Origin of the sequence: Thermobifida cellulosilytica TB100 (assembly GCF_001517975.1) — a bacterium.
Taxonomy (GTDB): Bacteria; Actinomycetota; Actinomycetes; order Streptosporangiales; family Streptosporangiaceae; genus Thermobifida; species Thermobifida cellulosilytica.
Map to the genome: position 1 here is coordinate 370,978 of NZ_KQ950182.1, position 18,094 is coordinate 389,071.

15 protein-coding genes are annotated in these 18,094 nt (G+C 72.8%); 8 read left to right on the forward strand and 7 right to left on the reverse strand.

Annotated features, from left to right (window positions below; translation table 11 throughout):
• Positions 1-18: 18 nt before the first annotated feature.
• From pstA to AC529_RS11795, 6 genes are all read right to left on the reverse strand, one after another.
• Complete coding sequence (gene pstA / locus AC529_RS11770; RefSeq protein WP_068756536.1) at positions 19-1,101, reverse strand: phosphate ABC transporter permease PstA; 1,083 nt, start codon at positions 1,099-1,101, stop codon at positions 19-21.
• Positions 1,101-2,063 carry a phosphate ABC transporter permease subunit PstC gene (pstC, locus tag AC529_RS11775; protein WP_068756538.1) on the reverse strand — a complete coding sequence of 321 codons (963 nt, stop codon included), beginning with the start codon at positions 2,061-2,063 and terminating at the stop codon, positions 1,101-1,103. The genes pstA and pstC overlap by 1 nt, the downstream gene beginning before the upstream one ends.
• Before the next feature lie 321 nt (positions 2,064-2,384).
• Entirely contained in the window at positions 2,385-3,500 is a 1,116-nt protein-coding gene (pstS, locus tag AC529_RS11780) for a phosphate ABC transporter substrate-binding protein PstS (protein ID WP_068756540.1), read from the reverse strand.
• A 278-nt stretch (positions 3,501-3,778) separates the two neighbouring features.
• Complete coding sequence (gene mshD / locus AC529_RS11785; protein WP_068756542.1) at positions 3,779-4,744, reverse strand: mycothiol synthase; 966 nt, start codon at positions 4,742-4,744, stop codon at positions 3,779-3,781.
• A gap of 35 nt (positions 4,745-4,779) precedes the next feature.
• Positions 4,780-5,790 (reverse strand): hypothetical protein, encoded by a 1,011-nt coding sequence (locus tag AC529_RS11790; RefSeq protein ID WP_083948155.1) that lies wholly within the window; start codon positions 5,788-5,790, stop codon positions 4,780-4,782.
• A 258-nt stretch (positions 5,791-6,048) separates the two neighbouring features.
• Entirely contained in the window at positions 6,049-6,813 is a 765-nt protein-coding gene (locus tag AC529_RS11795; RefSeq protein WP_068756546.1) for a winged helix-turn-helix transcriptional regulator, read from the reverse strand.
• Between the two features lie 107 nt (positions 6,814-6,920).
• Between AC529_RS11795 and AC529_RS11800 the strand changes: the two genes are divergently transcribed.
• From AC529_RS11800 to AC529_RS11835, 8 genes are all read left to right on the forward strand, one after another.
• Positions 6,921-7,181, forward strand: a complete 261-nt coding sequence (locus tag AC529_RS11800) for a MoaD/ThiS family protein (RefSeq protein WP_068756919.1) — start codon at positions 6,921-6,923, stop codon at positions 7,179-7,181.
• 93 nt (positions 7,182-7,274) lie between these two features.
• On the forward strand, positions 7,275-7,505 hold the full coding sequence (locus AC529_RS11805; RefSeq protein ID WP_068756547.1) for a glutaredoxin family protein: 231 nt from the start codon (positions 7,275-7,277) through the stop codon (positions 7,503-7,505).
• Between the two features lie 179 nt (positions 7,506-7,684).
• A complete protein-coding gene (locus AC529_RS11810; protein WP_068756549.1) occupies positions 7,685-8,377 on the forward strand; it encodes a redox-sensing transcriptional repressor Rex in 693 nt (230 codons plus the stop codon).
• Between the two features lie 80 nt (positions 8,378-8,457).
• Positions 8,458-9,900 (forward strand): glutamyl-tRNA reductase, encoded by a 1,443-nt coding sequence (locus AC529_RS11815; RefSeq protein ID WP_068756921.1) that lies wholly within the window; start codon positions 8,458-8,460, stop codon positions 9,898-9,900.
• Positions 9,897-10,859, forward strand: a complete 963-nt coding sequence (hemC, locus tag AC529_RS11820; RefSeq protein ID WP_068756551.1) for a hydroxymethylbilane synthase — start codon at positions 9,897-9,899, stop codon at positions 10,857-10,859. The genes AC529_RS11815 and hemC overlap by 4 nt, the downstream gene beginning before the upstream one ends.
• A gap of 53 nt (positions 10,860-10,912) precedes the next feature.
• A complete protein-coding gene (locus AC529_RS11825) occupies positions 10,913-12,598 on the forward strand; it encodes a bifunctional uroporphyrinogen-III C-methyltransferase/uroporphyrinogen-III synthase (RefSeq protein ID WP_068756554.1) in 1,686 nt (561 codons plus the stop codon).
• Positions 12,599-12,617: 19 nt separating this feature from the next.
• Positions 12,618-13,601, forward strand: a complete 984-nt coding sequence (gene hemB / locus AC529_RS11830) for a porphobilinogen synthase (protein WP_068756556.1) — start codon at positions 12,618-12,620, stop codon at positions 13,599-13,601.
• Positions 13,602-13,730: 129 nt separating this feature from the next.
• Positions 13,731-14,393, forward strand: coding sequence for a bifunctional DNA primase/polymerase (locus AC529_RS11835; RefSeq protein ID WP_068756558.1), 663 nt, complete (start codon positions 13,731-13,733; stop codon positions 14,391-14,393).
• A 10-nt stretch (positions 14,394-14,403) separates the two neighbouring features.
• On the opposite strand, the gene pglX is transcribed toward AC529_RS11835, so the two are convergent.
• Positions 14,404-17,976 carry a BREX-2 system adenine-specific DNA-methyltransferase PglX gene (gene pglX / locus AC529_RS11840; protein WP_068756560.1) on the reverse strand — a complete coding sequence of 1,191 codons (3,573 nt, stop codon included), beginning with the start codon at positions 17,974-17,976 and terminating at the stop codon, positions 14,404-14,406.
• Positions 17,977-18,094: the final 118 nt, after the last annotated feature.

Consider the following 18,094-nt stretch of genomic DNA (forward strand, 5'->3'; position numbering starts at 1 on the left):
GGACGTCGGGGTTTCGGGTCAGCGCGTCTTCGGAGCGAAGAAGTGCGAGACCAGACGGGCGGCGAGGAACAGGAGCATCACGATGATGATCAGCGTCAGCGCGCCCGCCCAGGCACGCTCGTAGTTGATGGCGCCGCCCATGCGGACCTGCGAGTAGATGAACACCGGCAGGCTCATCATCTGCCCCTCGAAGAGGTTGGCGTTGATGGAGACGGCCGAGGAGCCCGCGGTGAGGATGAGCGGGGCGGTCTCGCCGATGACCCGGGCCAGCGCCAGCATCACGCCGGTGGTGAGCCCGGAGAGGGCGGTCGGCAGGACCACCTTGAGCACGGTCAGCCACTTGGGCACGCCCAGCGCGTAGGAGGCCTCCCGCAGCTCGTTGGGCACCAGGCGCAGCATCTCCTCGCAGGAGCGCACCACGACCGGGATCATCAGCACCGACAGCGCGATCGCGCCGGCCGCGCCGTTGGTGTGGCCCGGGCCGAACAGCAGGATCCACAGCGCCACCACGAACAGGCCGGCCACGATGGACGGAATGCCGGTCATGACGTCCACGAAGAACGTGATGGCCTGCCTGAGCCGTCCCCTGCCGTACTCCACCAGGTAGACGGCGGTCATCAGGCCGATGGGGACCGAGATGACCGCGGCCATCAGGGTCATCAGCAGGGTGCCGACGATGGCGTGGTAGACGCCTCCCGCGTCCATGCTCGGGGTGACCCCGTTCATGGACACGCTCAGGAAGTAGCCGTCCAGCCGGACCAGGCCCCGCGACAGCACCGTCCACAGCAGCGACACCAGCGGCACCATGGCGACGGTGAAGCAGACGTAGACGACCGAGGTGACCAGCCGGTCCACGGCCTTGCGGCGGTTCTCCACGACGGCCGACAGCACGGTGACCGCCGCCGTGTACAGCACGGCGGCGAGGATCGCCCACACCGCGGGGTTCCACCGGTCGAGCAGGTACAGGGCGGCCGCGCAGACGACGGCGGACCCGCCGAGCAGCGCCGGCGGGAGGTACTTGGGCAGCGTCCTGCCCCGCAGCGAGGGCGTGGGGCGGGGCGGCACGGTCTGCTCCGGGGCGGACAGTTTGGTGGCGGACATCACGCGAACTCCTTGCGGCGGGAGACGACGAAGCGCGCTGCCATGTTCACGACCAGGGTGATGGCGAAGAGGACCAGGCCTGCCGAGATCAGCGCGGAGACGCCGTAGCCGGTGGCCTCGGGGTATTGCAGGGCGATGTGCGCGGCGATCGTCTGGTTGCCGCTCTGCAACAGGAACCAGGAGATGACCAGCGAGGGGGACAGGATCATGGCCACCGCCATGGTCTCGCCGAGCGCGCGGCCCAGGCCGAGCATCGCGCCGCCGATGATGCCGGGGCGGCCGAACGGCAGCACCGCCATGCGGATCATCTCCCAGCGGGTGGCGCCCAGCGCCAGGGCGGCCTCCCGGTGGGCCTGCGGCACCTGGAGGAAGACGTCCCGGGTCATGGCGGTGATGATCGGCAGGATCATGACCGCCAGCACGATGCCCGCGCTGAGCATGGTGCGCCCGGTCGTGGAGACCGGACCGGCGAACAGCGGGATCCACCCGAAGTAGGTCTCCAGCCAGGCGTAGAACGGCGCCAGTTGCACGACGAGCCAGCCGATGCCCCACAGGCCGTAGACGACGCTGGGGATCGCGGCGAGCAGGTCCACCAGGTAGCCCAGGACCGCGGCGATGCGGCGCGGCGCGTAGTAGACGATGAACAGGGCGATGCCGATCGCCACCGGGGTGGCGAGGACGAGGGCGATCGCCGCGGCCAGCACGGTGCCGAAGGCCAGGGCGGCCACGCCGAAGGCGGGCTCCTCCCTGGTGTTGGCGTGCCACTCGGACGTGGTGAAGAAGTTCGCGGTGTTCGCGGCCAGGGAGTCGAAGGACTGCAAGATCAGGAAGGCGGCGACACCGGCGAGGATCGCCAGGATCAGGATGCCCGATCCCTGGGCTCCACCGGCGAAGAGGACGTCGCCGAGACGACGTCTGCCCCGTGGCGCTCGGGTCGTCGTGGACGGGTCCGTGGTGGTCATGTGAGACTCCGGTCAGATGATGCGGGGTACACCCGGTGGGAGCAGCATCCGCGCTCGACGTGGTTCCGCCAGGCGAGGGCAGGGCCTGGGACGGTGTGGAGTGCACCCCCGACCAGAACGGAAGGAACCCGGGCGTCGTTCCGGGGATACCCCCGGAAGGAGAAAAATCTCTGGTCGGGGCAGCGTGGCGGCGGCCGGTCGGGCGGGGCGCGCCCGGGGGGTGCGGAGCCCTCGGGGCGGACGGGTGGACAACGCAGCCAAGGGCGGGGGCCACAGCGGTCCTGTGGCGCCCCACCCTCAGTGCGGTAGGAGCGGTGCGGTTCAGCTCGCGACCCGGATCTTGTCGAGGACGGACTGGATCTTCTCGCGCGTCTCCGCGGAGAGCGGTGCGGACCCGGCCTCGGCGGCCGCGGCCTCCTGGCCCTCCTCGCTGACGACGTAGCCGATGAAGCTCTTCACCAGGTCGGCCTGGGACTGTTCGGGGTACTCCAGGCAGACGATCTCGTAGCTGACGAGCACGATCGGGTAGACGCCGGCCTCGTCGGTGGCGTAGTCGAGGGTGACGGCCAGGTCGTTCTCGGTGCTGCCCTCGCGCGGCTGGGCGGAGTCGACGATCGCGGCGGCGGCCTCCGGGCTGTAGGGGACGAACTCGTCGCCGACGCCGACGGCCACGGTGCCGAACTCGCCGGCGTGCGAGGCGTCCACGTAGCCGATGGTGCCGGTGCCGCCCTGGACGGCGGAGACCACGCCGGAGGAGCCCTGGGCGGCCTCGACCGGCTCGATCGGCCAGTCGCCGCTGACCTCGTGCGGCCAGTGGTCCGGGGCGGCCTCGGACAGGTACTGCACGAAGTTCTCGGTGGTGCCGGACTCGTCGGAGCGGTTCACCGGGACGATCTCGGTGTCGGGCAGGTCCACGTCGGGGTTGTCCGCGGCGATCGCCTCGTCGTTCCACTTGGTGATCTTCTGGTTGAAGATGTCGGCGATCACCTCGGGGCGCAGGTTGAGCGAGTCGACGCCCTCGAGGTTGAAGACGACGGCGATCGGACTGATGTAGGCGGGGAGGTGGACGACCTCGGAGCCGCAGCGCTCGGTGGCCTGCTGGATCTCCTCGTCGTCCATGGCGGAGTCGGAGCCGGCGAAGGACACCGCCCCCTCGATGAACTGGGAGCGTCCCGCTCCGGAGCCCACCGAGTCGTAGTTGACGGTGGTGTTCGCGCAGGCGCTGGTGTATGCGGCGACCCACGCCGCCATCGCGTTCTCCTGGGAGCTGGCACCGGCTCCGGCCAGGGTTCCGCCGCCCTGGACGCAGTCGACGTCGCCCGCGGCCGCGCCGCCGTTCTCGCCGGGACTGACGGCCTGGTCACTGCCGCAGGCAGAGAGCGCGAGGACGCCGGCGAGAGCGGCGCTCGCGATCGTGCCGTACCTAGAGAGCTTCACAGCCCGGGGGTTCCTTCCTGTGGCTACTCACCATTCGTGCGGGGGAACGGTCAGCGCTCCCGCCGAAGCCCAAGGTAGGGAGCGCAGGTGGCCAGCCGTACCAAAGAAGGTGAACGGGCAGTGAACGTCATGATGAGTGACACTGAAAGTGCTTCGTCCGCATAGTGGACTTTAGGGAAACAAGGTGTCTTGCGGGTATTTTAACGACATTTTACCTGCGGCGATGTCGCGGAGTGACGGACTGTCGCTCACGGTGAACGCCGTGGTCCGCCGCCCGCTCAGCGGGTCGTGTGCCCGTACATGACGTCGCTCTCCCACAGCTCGAAGCCGAGCGAGCGGTACAGCCACACCGCGGGGCGGTTGTCCTCGTCCACGTACAGCAGCACCCACGGCAGCCCCCGGTCGCGCAGGTGGCGCAGGCCGACCAGGGTCAGCGCGCGGCCCAGTCCGCTGCCCTGCCAGGCGGGGTCGACCCCCACCACGTAGACCTCGCCCACCGGTTCCCCGTCGGTCAGCCCCGCACCGTCGGCGTGCACCTTGGTCCAGTGGTAGCCCGCGATCCGGCCGTCGCGCGGATCGGCCGCGACGAAGAAGCCCGTCGGGTCGAACCACTCCTCCTGCTGGCGCTGGCGCAGGTCCTCCAGGGTGATGGCGCCCTGCTCGGGGTGGTCGGCGAAGGCGAGGGCGTTGACGCGCAGCCACTCCTGCTCGTCGGAGCCGACCCGGAACGTCCGGATCTCCAGCTTCCCGGCGGCCTCGGGGGACAGCCGGGGCTCGGGCAGGTCCGGTACCGCGGCCCCCTCGGCGGCGCGCAGCGGCAGCCGCATCTTCCACAGCCCCCGCATCCGCTCCAGGCCGGCCGAGGCGGCCAGCGCCCGGGCGGCCGCCAGGTCGCCGTGCGCCCACACCCGCAGGCCGCGCGCGCTGGCATTGGCGAACAGGTCGTCCAGCAGGCGTCGGCCCAGCCCGCGCCGCCGCCACGACGGCGCGACCGCCAGCTCCGCCGCGTCCGGCTCCGCCGGGGAGAGCTCGGCGAACGCGAAGCCGCCGAGCTCCGTGCCGCGGTCGCCCTCGACGTAGGCCAGGTGGAAGCGGGCCCGGCCCAGCGCCCCGTGCCGGACCCGCAGCAGGGTCTGCTCCGACAGCGCGGCCACGCCGTCCGCCTCCCGCACGGCCTCGGCCAGCGCGAGCACCGCCGACGCCTGCGCAGAGTCCAGCGTGTCAGTGGTGAGGATGTGGCTCATGGCACGAGCCTACTGAGCCGCCTGTGCGAGGCCGTTCACTGCCTGCGGCGACGGCCGACGTACGCCTGCTTGACGCGCACCCGCCGGGCCGGTCCCAGGGGGGCGGCCAGCAGCAGGAGCAGCATCAGCACCAGCAGCAGGATGAACGGGGTGACGAGGGGGTCGACCCGGTCCTCCTCCCGGCCGACCGGGGCGGCGCCCGGCTCCTCGTCACCCGGGGTGACCATCGGGAGGTCGGCGTACTCCTCGGTCGGGGCGGTCAGCGCCGGGAGGTCGGCCGCGCCGGTCGGCAGCGGGTCGGACGGCGGGCCGCCGGGGGCGGCCGTCGACACCGGGCTGTGCGGGGCCGCGGAGCGCGTGGGCGAGGACGGGCGCGACGGGGAGCGCGGCGGCGAGGAGGAGCGGGTGGGCTCGGGGGAGCCGCCGGCCGTGGCAGGTGCCGACGGAGTCGTGGTGGCCGGGGGCCGCTCCGGCGGGACCGACGCCGTCGGGGGCCGCTCCGAGGGGGTGGGGAGCGGTGTCGGGGACGCCGTGGGCGTCGGGGAGGGCTGGACCACCGCGAGCACGGCGCTGACCCGAGCCGTGCCCGTGGTCTCGGGGCAGTCCTCCCCGTCGGGGGAGTCCTGCGCCGAGGGGGACGGCGTCTCGCACGGGGTCTCGTGGTAGGAGTAGGCGATCTCGACCTCGACGCGGACCCGGGAGTTCGGGGCGTCCTCCGCCACCTCCCCGGTGACCTGGGCCTCGGTGAGGCTCTCGGGCTCCAGGGTCTCGGACAGGCCGACGACGTCCAGTTCCACCACGTCGGCGGAGGCGGTCGTGGCGGTCGCCTCGGTCACGGTGACCTCGACCGAGTCGAGCGTGTTGCGGACCGACAGCGGAAGGGAGAACGAGGCGCCCGGGGCCGCGGTGCCGTGGTCCAGGCCCAGTTCGAGCGTGGCCTGGGCGGAGGCGGGCAGCACGGGGACCAGGGCGCTGCCGACGAACACCGCGCCCAGCGGGATCGTCAGCCACGCGCGCCGCAGCGGGCGGGAAGCGTGTGCCTCCATCCCAAGGGGCATAGGGATGGCCCTCCTCGATTCCAGGTGATTTCCGAGCCGCCGGAAGGTCGGCCGGGCGGACCCGATCAGCGTCCGGCCGACAGGAAAGCAGCGTGCGACCGGGCCGCTGGGCGGCCGGTCGCACGGCAACCGGTAGCAATATCCTAGATGTTACGGATGCGAAATACGACCCCTGGGTGTCCGTTCGGTGACACAGCGGAGGCGCCGGGTGTGCGGACGGCTCCGTCCGCCTGTTCCCCGCCGAGGTCAGGCCCGGTGGTGGGCCAGCGGCTGGGCGGCCTGGTCGGCCTGCGGCGCCGGAGGGTCCGCGGGGGGCTTGGTCATGGAGTCCATGACGAAGCGGTAGCCCACGTTGCGCACGGTTCCGATCAGGGACTCGTACTCGGGGCCGAGCTTGGCGCGCAGCCGCCGCACGTGCACGTCGATCGTGCGGGTGCCGCCGAAGTAGTCGTACCCCCACACCTCCTGGAGCAGTTGGGCGCGGGTGAAGACGCGTCCGGGGTGCTGCGCGAGGAACTTGAGCAGCTCGAACTCCTTGAAGGTGAGGTCGAGGATGCGGCCGCGCAGTCGGGCGATGTACGTGGCTTCGTCGATGACGAGGTCGCCGCGGCGGATCTCGTCGGGGTCGTCGGCCGCGCTGTCGGCCTGGCCGATCGACAGCCGCAGTCGCGCCTCCACCTCGGCCGGACCGGCGGTGGTGAGCAGGAAGTCGGTCACCTGCCAGTCGGGGGTGAGAGCAGCGACTCCTCCCTCGGTGAGGACGGCGATGAGCGGGCAGTCCAGGCCGGTGGTGTTCAGCAGGCGGCACAGGTTCCGGACTGCGGCGAGGTCGGTGCGGGCGTCCACGAGGATCGCGTCCACCGGGAGTCCCGCCGCGCGGTCGTGGCCGGGGGTCAGCAGGGCGCTCGGCTCCGCCGGTGCGACGCGCACCGAGTGCAGCAGCAGGCCCAGGGCCGGCAGGATCTGATCGGACGGTTCGTTGGAGTTGGTCAGTAGCAGAAGGTGGCTCATGTGCCTCTTCCCGTCACCCGCGAACGGCGTGTACGAAGGCCCCATTGCCCCCGACAAGAATGCTCACTGGAAAAATTGCCTCCGAGTAACACAAGGATAATCCGTTGATGTCCCATGGAACCATCAGGTACTGGGCTGCGGCCAAAGCGGCCGCGGGTCGGGCCGAGGAAGCCTTCGCCGCAGGCACTCTGGAGGACCTGCTTGGGCAGGTTCGTCGGAGATATGAGGGAAACGCCACTTTTCTTAAAGTTCTTGATCGTTCGTCGCTTTTGGTGAACTCCACCGCGGTGGGTCGGCGCCCGCACGACCAGGTCGTGCTGGAACCCGGGTGGACCGTCGAGGTCCTGCCGCCCTTCGCGGGCGGCTGATCCGTCGGCGAAGGCGGGGGAGTGTGACGGAAGGGGAGGGAGAGAGCAGTGGTGCCGGAGCCGGAATATCCCGGAAAAAGTGACAATCCTCACGTGGTGACCCTGCTGGGCAAGCCGGGGTGCCACCTGTGCGACGAGGCGTTCGCCGTGATCGCGCGGGTCTGCGCCGAGCTGGGCGTGCGCTACGAGGTCCGCGACATCACCATGGCCGACGACGAGGAGAAGGAGGAGTACTGGGACAAGATCCCGGTCACCTTCGTCGACGGCAGGCAGCACGACTACTGGCGGGTGGACGAGCGCCGGCTGCGCGAGGCGCTGCGCTGACGGGCGTTCTCACGTGTGACACTCGGCCCCACTTTGTGCGTGCTTTCACAAGGGCGTAACCTGAGGGCAAATTCTTTCCGGTCGAACCGTGACGGGTACCACAGAGTTTCCTCGAACCTGGTTCCCGTACCGGCCTGGAGATGGCCCACAACGCCGATGTCGCCCAGGAGCGCGCACCTGTGACCAGCCGCCCGTCACGGCCTCGGGATAGGGGAATCCCGGAGGCGACAGTCGCCCGACTCCCCCTCTACCTGCGTGCGTTGCAGGGACTGAGCGAACGCGGAATCCCCACGGTATCGTCCGGGGAACTGGCCGCGGCCACGGGGGTCAACTCCGCCAAGCTCCGCAAGGACCTCTCCCACCTGGGCTCCTACGGGACCCGCGGGGTGGGCTACGACGTCGAGTACCTCATCTACCAGATCTCCCGTGAACTCGGTCTCACCCAGGACTGGTCCGTGGCCATCATCGGCGTGGGCAACCTGGGGCGCGCACTGGCCAACTACGGGGGATTCGGCACTCGCGGCTTCCGGATCGCCGCCCTGCTCGACGCGGCCCCCGAAGTGGTGGGCCGCCGGGTGGCCGGTCTGACCGTACGGCATATTGACAGCTTGGAGGACGTTGTCAGCAATGAGGACGTCTCCATAGGGGTCATCGCCACCCCGGCGAAAGCCGCTCAGGGGGTCTGCGACCGGCTCATCGCGGTCGGAGTCACCAGCATCCTGAACTTCGCCCCAGTGGTACTCAATGTGCCCGACCACGTCGATGTGCGTAAGGTCGATCTGTCCATCGAACTCCAGATCCTGGCCTTCCACGAGCAGCGCAAGTCCGCTGGCCGACAGGGATCGGACTGGGTGGACGTTCTGGATGCCTGAGCCGACCGCCGGGGCGGGCGCCCTCCGCGGGCGCGCGAGGAAGGGAGCGTTGCGAAGAAGATGGCTGCATTGGAGTGCGGATGAGTGTCCTCGCCCTGGGAGTGAGCCACCGGAGCGCGCCGGTGGCGCTGCTCGAACGCGTGGCGCTGAGCGGTGAGACCCGCCTCAAGCTCATGACGGAGATGACCGCCACCTCCGCCGTGAACGAGGTGATGATGGTCTCCACCTGCAACCGGACCGAGGTCTACGCCGACGTCGACCAGTTCCACCCGGCCGTGGCCGCCATCTGCGACCTGCTCTCCCAGTACACCGGCGTCTCCCAGGACGAACTCACCCGGCACTGCTACGTGCACTACGAGGAGCGCGCCGTCCAGCACCTGTTCTCCGTCACCTGCGGCCTGGACTCCATGGTCGTCGGAGAGGGCCAGATCCTCGGCCAGGTCCGCAACGCCCTCAAGGACGCCCAGTACGTCGGCACCCTCGGCCGGGTCCTCAACGACCTCGGCCAGCGCGCCCTGCGCGTCGGCAAGCGCGCGCACACCGAGACCCGCCTCGACCGGGCCGGCGCCGACATGGTCAGCTTCGGGCTGTCCGTCGCCGGACGCCACCTGCCCACCGCCGCGGCCTCCGCAACCGCCACGCCCTCCGCCGCCTGCCCCGTCGGCGACGTCGCCGAGGAGGTCAGCGCCGCGCTGCCCGACCCCCAGCCCCTCACCGGACTGCGCGTCATGGTGCTGGGCGCGGGCTCCATGAGCGCCCTCTCCGCCAACACCATCGCCCGCCGGGGCGCCAGCACGGTCCTCGTCGCCAACCGCACCCCCGAGCGCGCCGAACGGCTCGCCGAGTGCCTCGCCGAGGGCTACGACTCGGTGCACAGCCGCGCCGTGCCCTTCGAGGAGGCCGCCGCCCACCTCGACGAGGTCGACCTGGTCGTCTCCTGCACCGGGGCGCAGGGCGTCGTCCTCACCGCCGAACAGGTGGCCGCCGCCGTCGGCGACCGCACCTCCCGGCCCCTCGTCTTCCTCGACCTCGCGCTGCCGCACGACATCGACAAGGCCGTACGCGACCTGCCGGGCGTGTACCTTGTCGGCATCGAGGACCTGCGCTCCGCCGTGGCCGAAGAGGACGCCACGGGCGTGCAGGCGGCCGACCTCACCGCGGTGCGCGAGATCGTGGCCGAGGAGGTCGCCGAGTACCAGGCGGTGCGCAGTGCCGAGCGCGTCGCACCGACCGTGGTCGCGCTGCGCAGCAAGGCCCGGTCGGTGATGGAGAGCGAGCTGGAGCGTCTGCACGGCCGGCTGCCCGACATCGACGACCGCACGCGGGCCGAGATCACCCGCACCGTGCGCCGGGTCGTCGACAAGCTGCTGCACCAGCCCACCGTGCGGGTCAAGCAGTTGGCGACCGGCCCCGGCGGGGCCGCCTACGCCGAGGCCCTGCGCGAGCTGTTCGACCTCGACCCCGCGATCCCCGACGCTGTCGTCACACCCGGCGCCGCGTCCGGTGAGGAGAGAAGAAGATGACCACGACCGCGGCCAGACTCGGCACCCGCCGCAGCACCATGGCCACCAGCCAGTCCCAACGGGTCGCAGACACCATCACCGCGCGCACCGGGGTGCCGGTCGAACTGGTGCTCATCACCAGCTTCGGCGACGTCACCCGCGCCCACCTGACCCAGTTGGGCGGCACCGGAGTCTTCGTCAACGCGCTGCGCGACGCCCTGCTCGCCGGAGACGTCGAGTTCGCCGTCCACTCCCTCAAGGATCTTCCCACCGCCCCCGCCGACGGCCTCACCCTCGCCGCCGTCACCGAGCGCGACGACCCCCGCGACGCCCTGTGCGCCCGGGACGGGCTGAAGTTCGCCGACCTGCCGCCCGGCGCCACCGTCGGCACCGGCTCGCCGCGCCGGGTCGCCCAGCTCGCCGCGCTCCGCCCCGACCTGCGCTACGTGCCGATCCGCGGCAACGCCGAGACCCGCCTGGGCAAGGTCGCCTCCGGCGAACTCGACGCGGTCGTCCTCGCCTACGCCGGACTGGACCGGGTGGGCCGCCTCGACGACGTCACCGACGTGTTCGAGGTCGAACAGGTCCTCCCCGCCCCCGGACAGGGCGCGCTCGCCGTGGAGTGCCGCACCGCCGACGCCGCCGGCGCCCTGAGCTACCTCGGCACGGTCGACCACGGACCCACCCGGGCCGCGGTCACCGCCGAGCGCGTCGTCCTGGCCGAACTGGAGGCCGGCTGTGCCGCGCCGGTCGGGGCGTACGCAGAGTTCACCGCCGACGACCGCCTCCGCCTGCGCGCCGCGGTCGTCGCCCCCGACGGAAGCCAGGCCGTGCGCGCCGAGCGGACGGTCACCGTCACCGACTACCCCGACACGGTCCAGGCGGCCGCCGCACTCGGCCGTCAGCTCGCCCGCGAGATGATCCGGCAGGGAGCCGATCGGATCGTGGCCGACGCCGCGGTGGGAAGGGGAGAGATCTGACCAGCGCGTCCCACGCTGGACCAGGGACGCGGACAGGTGAGAAGAGGAGCGAAGTGAACCCGCAGACTGAGACCCCGGCCCCCCGGGCCGAGGAAGCCGCCAAGCCCGCCGTCGGCCACATCGCGCTGGTCGGCGCCGGACCGGGCGACGCCGAGCTGCTGACGCTGCGGGGCGCCGCGCTGCTGGGGCAGGCCGACGTCGTCCTCACGGTCGGCGAGACCGGACCGCTCGCCCGGCACCGGGAGGGGCTGCTGCGCCACTGCCGTCCCGACGCCGAGATCGTCGGCCCCGAGGAGTACGGGGACAAGGCCGACGCGTTCGCGGTGGCCAAGGCGGCCCAGGGGCTGCGCGTGGTCCGGCTCTACGCCGGGGACCCGCTGCTGGCCTCCCAGGGCGCCGACCTCGCCGAGGCCGCCCGCGACGCGGGCATCGAGTTCGAGATCGTGCCCGGGCTCTCCGCGATCACCGCGGTCCCCGCCTACGCGGGAACCGAGCTGACGCCCGCGGGTACCGCCGAGATCCGGGTGATCGACGCCTCGAACACCGACGTGGACTGGGTCAACGCCGCGCAGAGCGGCGCCACGCTGGTCGTGCTGGCCGCCGACGCGCCCACCGAGGACGACCCGGAGGCCAGGGGGCCCGGGCTCGACCGGGTCTGCAAGACCCTCATCGCGGGCGGGCGCCCCGACACCACCCCGGTCACGGTCACCCGCATGGGCACCACCACCCAGCAGACCACCGTCACCTCCACCCTGGCCCGCCTGGCGGCCGACCTGAAGGCCGCCGACGCCAAGGGCCACACGGTCCCGCGGCCGTCGCTGCTCGTCGTCGGCGAGGGGGCGCGCCGCCAGAAGAAGCTCTCCTGGTTCGAGACCAAGCCGCTGTTCGGCTGGCGGGTCCTGGTGCCGCGCACCCGCGAGCAGGCCGCCGCCCTCTCCGAACAGTTGCGCGGCTACGGGGCGGTGCCCGAGGAGGTGCCCACCATCTCGGTGGAGCCCCCGCGCACCCCGCAGCAGATGGAGCGGGCGGTCCGCGGCCTGGTCACCGGCCGCTACCAGTGGGTGGCCTTCACCTCCGTCAACGCGGTCCGGGCCATCCGCGAGCGCCTGGAGGACTACGGCCTGGACGCGCGCGCCTTCGCCGGGGTGAAGGTCGCCGCGGTCGGCGAGCAGACCGCCGCCGCGCTGCGGGCGTTCGGCATCCACCCCGACCTCCAGCCGCCCGAGGACCGGCAGTCCGGGGCCGGACTGGTCGAGGTGTGGCCGCCCTACGACGCCGAGATCGACCCGATCGAGCGGGTGCTGCTGCCGCGCGCCGACATCGCCACCGAGGTCCTCTCCGAGGGCCTGACCAGACTCGGCTGGGAGGTCGACGACGTCACGGCCTACCGCACCGTGCGCGCCGCGCCGCCGCCCGCGCCCATCCGCGAGGCCATCAAGGGCGGCGGGTTCGACGCGGTGCTGTTCACCTCCTCCTCCACGGTCCGCAACCTCGTCGGCATCGCGGGCAAGCCGCACGCCACCACGGTCATCGCCGTGATCGGGCCGGAGACCGCCAAGACCGCCGAGGAGTTCGGGCTGCGGGTCGACGTGCAGGCGCCGAAGGCGTCCGTGGCGGCGTTGGCGGAGGCGCTCGCGGAGTTCGGCGCGGCCCAGCGGCAGGCCGCGATCGAGGAGGGCAAGCCGGTGCTGCGGCCCAGCCAGAAGCGTCGGGGCCGCCGCCGCAAGAGCATGATGTGACGCGAGACCAGGAGGACCCATGACCGCCCGTTTCCCGCTGGCCCGGCCGCGGCGGCTGCGCGCCACCCCCGCGATGCGGCGGCTGGTCGCGGAGACGCGCGTCCGGCCGGAGAACCTCATCCTGCCGATGTTCGTCAAGGAGGGCATCGACGAGCCCCAGGAGATCGGCTCCATGCCGGGCGTCTACCAGCACACCCGGGACAGCCTGCGCAAGAGCGCGGAGGAGGCGGTCGAGGCGGGCGTCGGCGGGATCATGCTGTTCGGCGTCCCCGCGGCCAAGGACGAGCGCGGCTCCGCCGCCGACGACCCCGACGGGATCGTGCAGTCGGCACTGCGCGACCTCGCCGCCGACCTCGGCGACGCCACCGTGCTGATGACCGACCTGTGCCTGGACGAGTACACCTCGCACGGCCACTGCGGGCTGCTCACCGACACCGGCGACGTGGACAATGACGCCACCCTGGAGCGCTACGCCTCCGTCGCGGTGGCCCAGGCCGAGGCCGGGGCGGCCGTGGTCGCCCCCAGCGGCATGATGGACGGCCAGGTGGCGGCGATCCGCGCCGCGCTGGACGGGGCCGGGCACACCGGCGTCGCGATCCTCGCCTACGCGGCCAAGTACGCCTCGGCGTTCTACGGGCCGTTCCGCGACGCCGCCGAGTGCGCGCCGCAGTTCGGTGACCGCTCCACCTACCAGCAGGACCCCGCCAACGCCAGGGAGGCGCTGCGCGAGGTCGAGCTGGACCTGGCCGAGGGAGCCGACATGGTCATGGTCAAACCGGGCCTGGCCTACCTGGACGTCGTGGCCAGGGTCGCCGAGGCCGTCACCGTGCCGGTCTCCGCCTACCAGGTCAGCGGCGAGTACGCGATGGTCGAGGCGGCGGCCAGGAACGGCTGGCTGGAGCGGGAGCGGGTGATCCTGGAGACGCTCACCTGTTATCGGCGGGCGGGAGCCGCACAGATCCTCACCTACTGGGCCACCGAGGCAGCGCGGATGCTTCGGTAACCGGGAACCACACAGCACCCCGGCAGCCCAGGCGGGTGCCGGGAGCAGGAAACAGCCCCGACACCCGCGGGCCCGGCCCCAGGGCACCGCACCCGGTGTCGGAGGCCGGCACGAGAGCAAGGGGGACACATGGTCGGTGTGTTGGGTGGCAGGCGCCGGCGCCGTCGGCAGAAACCGGCCGCCACGGTGGACGCCGCGCTGGAGTACGCGGCGCTGGGATGGCCGGTGTGCAGGGGAGCGCATCCCGACCGCGAGGGGCCGCGCTCCTGTACCTGCGACCGGTTGGGATGTCCGGCCCCGGGGGTGCACCCGGTCAGCGCGGCGTGGGCGGTGGAGGCCAGCACCGACCCCGACACCATCAGACGCTGGTGGTCGGCCGCGCCGGAGGCGAACATCATCCTGCCCACCGGGCGTGTGTTCGACGTCTTCGACGTGCCCGCGGAGGCCGGGGTGATGGCCATGGCCCAGGTGGACCGGGCGGGCCTGCGCCTGGGGCCGGTCGCGGCCCTGGACGCCCAGCGCTACCTGTTCTTCGTGGCCACCCGTTCCCCCATCGACGAGGACGAGTGGTGGTCCTGCCGCCTCGACTGCTTCCCCGAGACGGTCGAGGACACCCCGGGCCTGCGCTGGCACTGCCGCGACAGCTACGTGCCCGCCCCGCCGTCGCTGCTCCCCTCGGGACGCACCGTCGAGTGGATCCGCTCCCCCTTCAGCACGGAGGGCCCCGTCCACCTGCCCGACCCGATCGCGATGCTGAGCATCCTGGTCGACGTGTGCGGGACCCCCTCCTGAGCGGACCGGATCAGGCGGGCCGCCAGGTGCTGAGGTGGTCGTCGGTGAGGTCGTGGCGCTCCTGCTGCGCGGCGAGCCAGTCGGCGATCCGCGCCGCGTCGGCCCCGTCGTACCACTGGCGCAGCCACGGCAGGAGCTCGCGCACCCCGGCGAGCAAGGGGGCGACCTCCTCCCGGCTCCACGCCTCGGCGGGACGGGCCTCGACGAGCCCCACGAGGGCCTCGGCCCGCTGCAGGTGGTCCCACCCGGCCCAGCCCAGCACGACCGCGCCGTCGTGCGGCGGCTCCGTCCGCGGATAGGACACGAACCGCTCGCCCGGCAGGTCGAGCCGACCGCGGTTGGCCCAGTACGAAGGCCTGCGGAAGTCCGCGGAGGCGTAGCGGGGCGGCACGGGGACGTCCAGGACGCGCCCGGTGCGGTCCTCCTCCCGCTGCAACTGCCACACCTCCTCCCAGCGCGCGTACTTGCGCAGCCCCGACGGCCGGTACCGGTAGGCGGCCAGGAAGGGGACGTGCTGGTCGGCGACGACCTGTTCGAGCACCTCGACCAGACCGGCGCCGGGACGCCCCAGGTGCTCGGCGGCGTACCACCCGGCCACCGCGACCACGTCCTCCCCGTCCGGCGCGCGGGTCAGGGCGTCGGCCAGTTCGGCGAGGGTCAGCGTGCGGGGCACGGCCGTGCCGTCGCGGTCCGCGAACCACAGGTCGCGCCGTTCGCACCGGTCCAGCAGCCAGGACCGCAGCGCGGCGGCCTGGCGCTCCTCCCACGGCTCGCACCACCAGCGCCGCTTGCACTCGGGGCGCTCCACCAGGGCCAGGTCGCTGCGCTTCTCCAGCAGGTCGATCCGGGCCTGCACGACCCTGCGGTACTCCTCGGGCCAGTGCCGGGGCAGCTCGGTGACGGGGGTCGTGCCGTGCCGGGCGAACCAGGCGGTCATGGAGTCGCCGACCGCGATCTGACGGGCCAGGACGATCTCGAAGGCGCGCTCGCCCGGGGCGATCCCGGGCACCTCGACGGGGTCGGGGGAGAGCACCGCGGCGGCCTCGGAGTCGGAGAGCAGCCCGTAGAGGCCGTACACCTGCCAGTCCAGCTCTTCCTGGAGCGCGACCATCCGGCGGCGCAGCGCCTCGGCGGCCTCCCGCGCCTCGGCCAGGCGCTGCCGGGAGGGCACGCCCCGGGCCACGACGGCGGCGGGTTCGTGGTCGGCGACCTGCCGGGCCAGGGAGTCCAGGGTGCGGGCGGGTTCGAGCGGCAGCCGGGCGGGCAGCGGCAGGCCGGACAGCCGCGCCGGCGCGAACTGGTGGCGCTCCTGCCACGCCTCCTCCCCGCTGCGGCCCGGTCTTCCGGCCCTGGACGGGTTGACCTGCTTGAGCCAGAAGCACGCCGCGGCGGAGTTCAGCACCCCCAGCAGCCGCAGGTGGTCCTCCTCGGTGGCCCCCTCGGGGAGGCGCAGCGCCGGGGAGCCCTGCCCGAACACCGTCCCGTCCCGGTCCAGCGCGAAGTGGGTGTGCGTGGCCGTCTCCGCGTAGGCGATGGCGAGCGGGCCGCGGCGCCGGTCGGCCTGGAACGCCGGGTAGCCGTACCAGGGCTGGCCGGGGGCGGCCCGACCGCGCAGGAGGGTCCGGTAGGCCCACAGGAGGCGCTCCGCCTCCGGCGGGAGGTCCGGGGCGGGCGGCTCACCGGAGTACGGCCACAGCGAGACGACCGGAGCGGCGACCCGGAAGTCCCGGACGGCGCCGCCCGCGGCCACCGGCCGCCGGTGCGGCGCGCCGACCCGGGCGCGCACCAGGACGCCCTCGCCCACCGCGTGGACGCCGTCCTCGCGCAGCAGCGTGTCGCAGCCGACCTCGGCGACGCGGTCGCCGAGGCGCTGCGGGGCGCCCTCCAGGTGCCGCCGCAGCTCCTCCCCGCCGCCCCCGCTGAGCGACCAGGGATGGCAGGCGCGCAGGTCGCGGTCGCCGTTGCGGACGCTCACCCAGGCGGTCTCGATGCCGGGGCGGCCGACGTTCTCCACGATGGAGCGCCACACCGCGCCCCGGGCCGGGTCCGCGGGCGGGGCGGGCTCGGCGCGCGTGCCGAGGACCTCGCGGATCGGGTCGGCCCAGCCCTGGACGGTGTTGCGGCCGACGAGGACGACGGTCGGGGCGCTGCGCCCGGGCAGGAACGCGCCGGAGGTGTCGACGATGTGGGTGAGCTTCACCTTCCGGCCCAGGAAGTCCTCGACGAGCTTGCGGCCGAACTCGCGCTTCAGGAACGCGTTGGCGGTGATCTGCCCGGCGAAGCCCGCGTGCTCGCGGGTGGCCAGCCGGAAGAGCCGCTGGGTGAACGGCACGGACAGCGGGTAGGCGCCCGAGCAGACGTCGTAGACGGAGCGGTAGTTGGCGTTCTCCTGGCGGTCCCGCACCACCGCGTGGGGCGGCTCGGTCACCACCGCGTGGTAGCTCTCGCGGCCCAGCAGGTCCACCCGCCGGACGTGGTCCGCCACGTCCTCGGTGGCGTAGGTGAACACCTGCCGGTCGGCGGTGGGCGGGCCGTCGGCGGAGCTCCACGCGTCCCGGCCGTGCAGCAGTGCGTCCCCCACCGCGATGTGGAGGGGGAAGTCCGGCGCCTGGTCCAGGCGGCGCGCGCCGGTCTCGCGCAGCACGCAGACGAGCAGGCGGAACCGGGCGATGCTCACCGCGAGCGGGTCCCGGTCGCAGCCGTGGACCGAGTTCAGGGCCTTGCGGACCAGTTCCCAGAGGTCGGCCTGCGCCCCCGCCGCCGCGCGGTGCCGGGCGAGGAGGCGGGTGAACATCCCGAGCAGGAACTCGCCGCTGCCGCAGGCGGGGTCGATGGCCCGCAGTCCCCTGTGCTGCCAGACGGCGCCGCCCGAGCCGCTGCGCACCTCCAGTTCGGGCTCCAGCCCGAACTCCTCGATCGCCGGCTCCAGGGTGAGGTCGAGCAGGAAGTCCACGACGAAGGCGGGCGTGTGCAGCGGGGCGTGGGCCGTGCGCGCGGACTCGTGCAGCCCCTGGTACAGGTCGGCGAGGAAGCCGGTGTCCAGGTCGGGGTCGGTGAAGTCGTGCACCGGGGCGCCGTCGGGGCCGCGGCGGCGCCAGAATTCCAGCAGCGCGCCGGCGGCCTCGGCGCTGGGGGTGAGCTGCCACAGCGGGTTGTAGGAGCGGTTGAACAGCCCCTCGGTGGTGCGGTGGCACTTGGCGAGGTGGACGAAGGCGGAGACCAGCCAGTCGCGGTCGTTCAGGTTGGGGGTGGTGGCGAAGAACGCCTGCTGACGCGCCTCGGCGGCCTCCGCCCGGTCGCCGGGACCGGTGATCCAGGGCTGCTCGACCAGTCCGTTGTCCTCGCAGAACCGGACGAACAGCGTGCCCAGCACCCAGGCGGCGGCCGCCTGGGCGACCCGCTCGTCCCGCCAGGCCGGGTAGGAGGCGCCGGTGCGCCGCGCCTCGCGAGCCGCGCGGTACTCCGCCTCCAGGACGGCGGCGAACTCCTCCTCCGCACTGCGGGCGCGGAGGTCCTCCTCCAGCAGCACGGCCTGTCGGCCCAGCTCCGCCAGCAGGTCACCTCGGTCCTTGCAACCGGCCACCGCGCCTCCCTCATCCGATCCGGCTCTCCGGGGCACACGCGCCTCTCATCCTGCCAGGCGGCATCCCGCAGACAGGGCCGGAACGGGAGATCCGTCCAGGTGGTACCGGAGTCGGTCG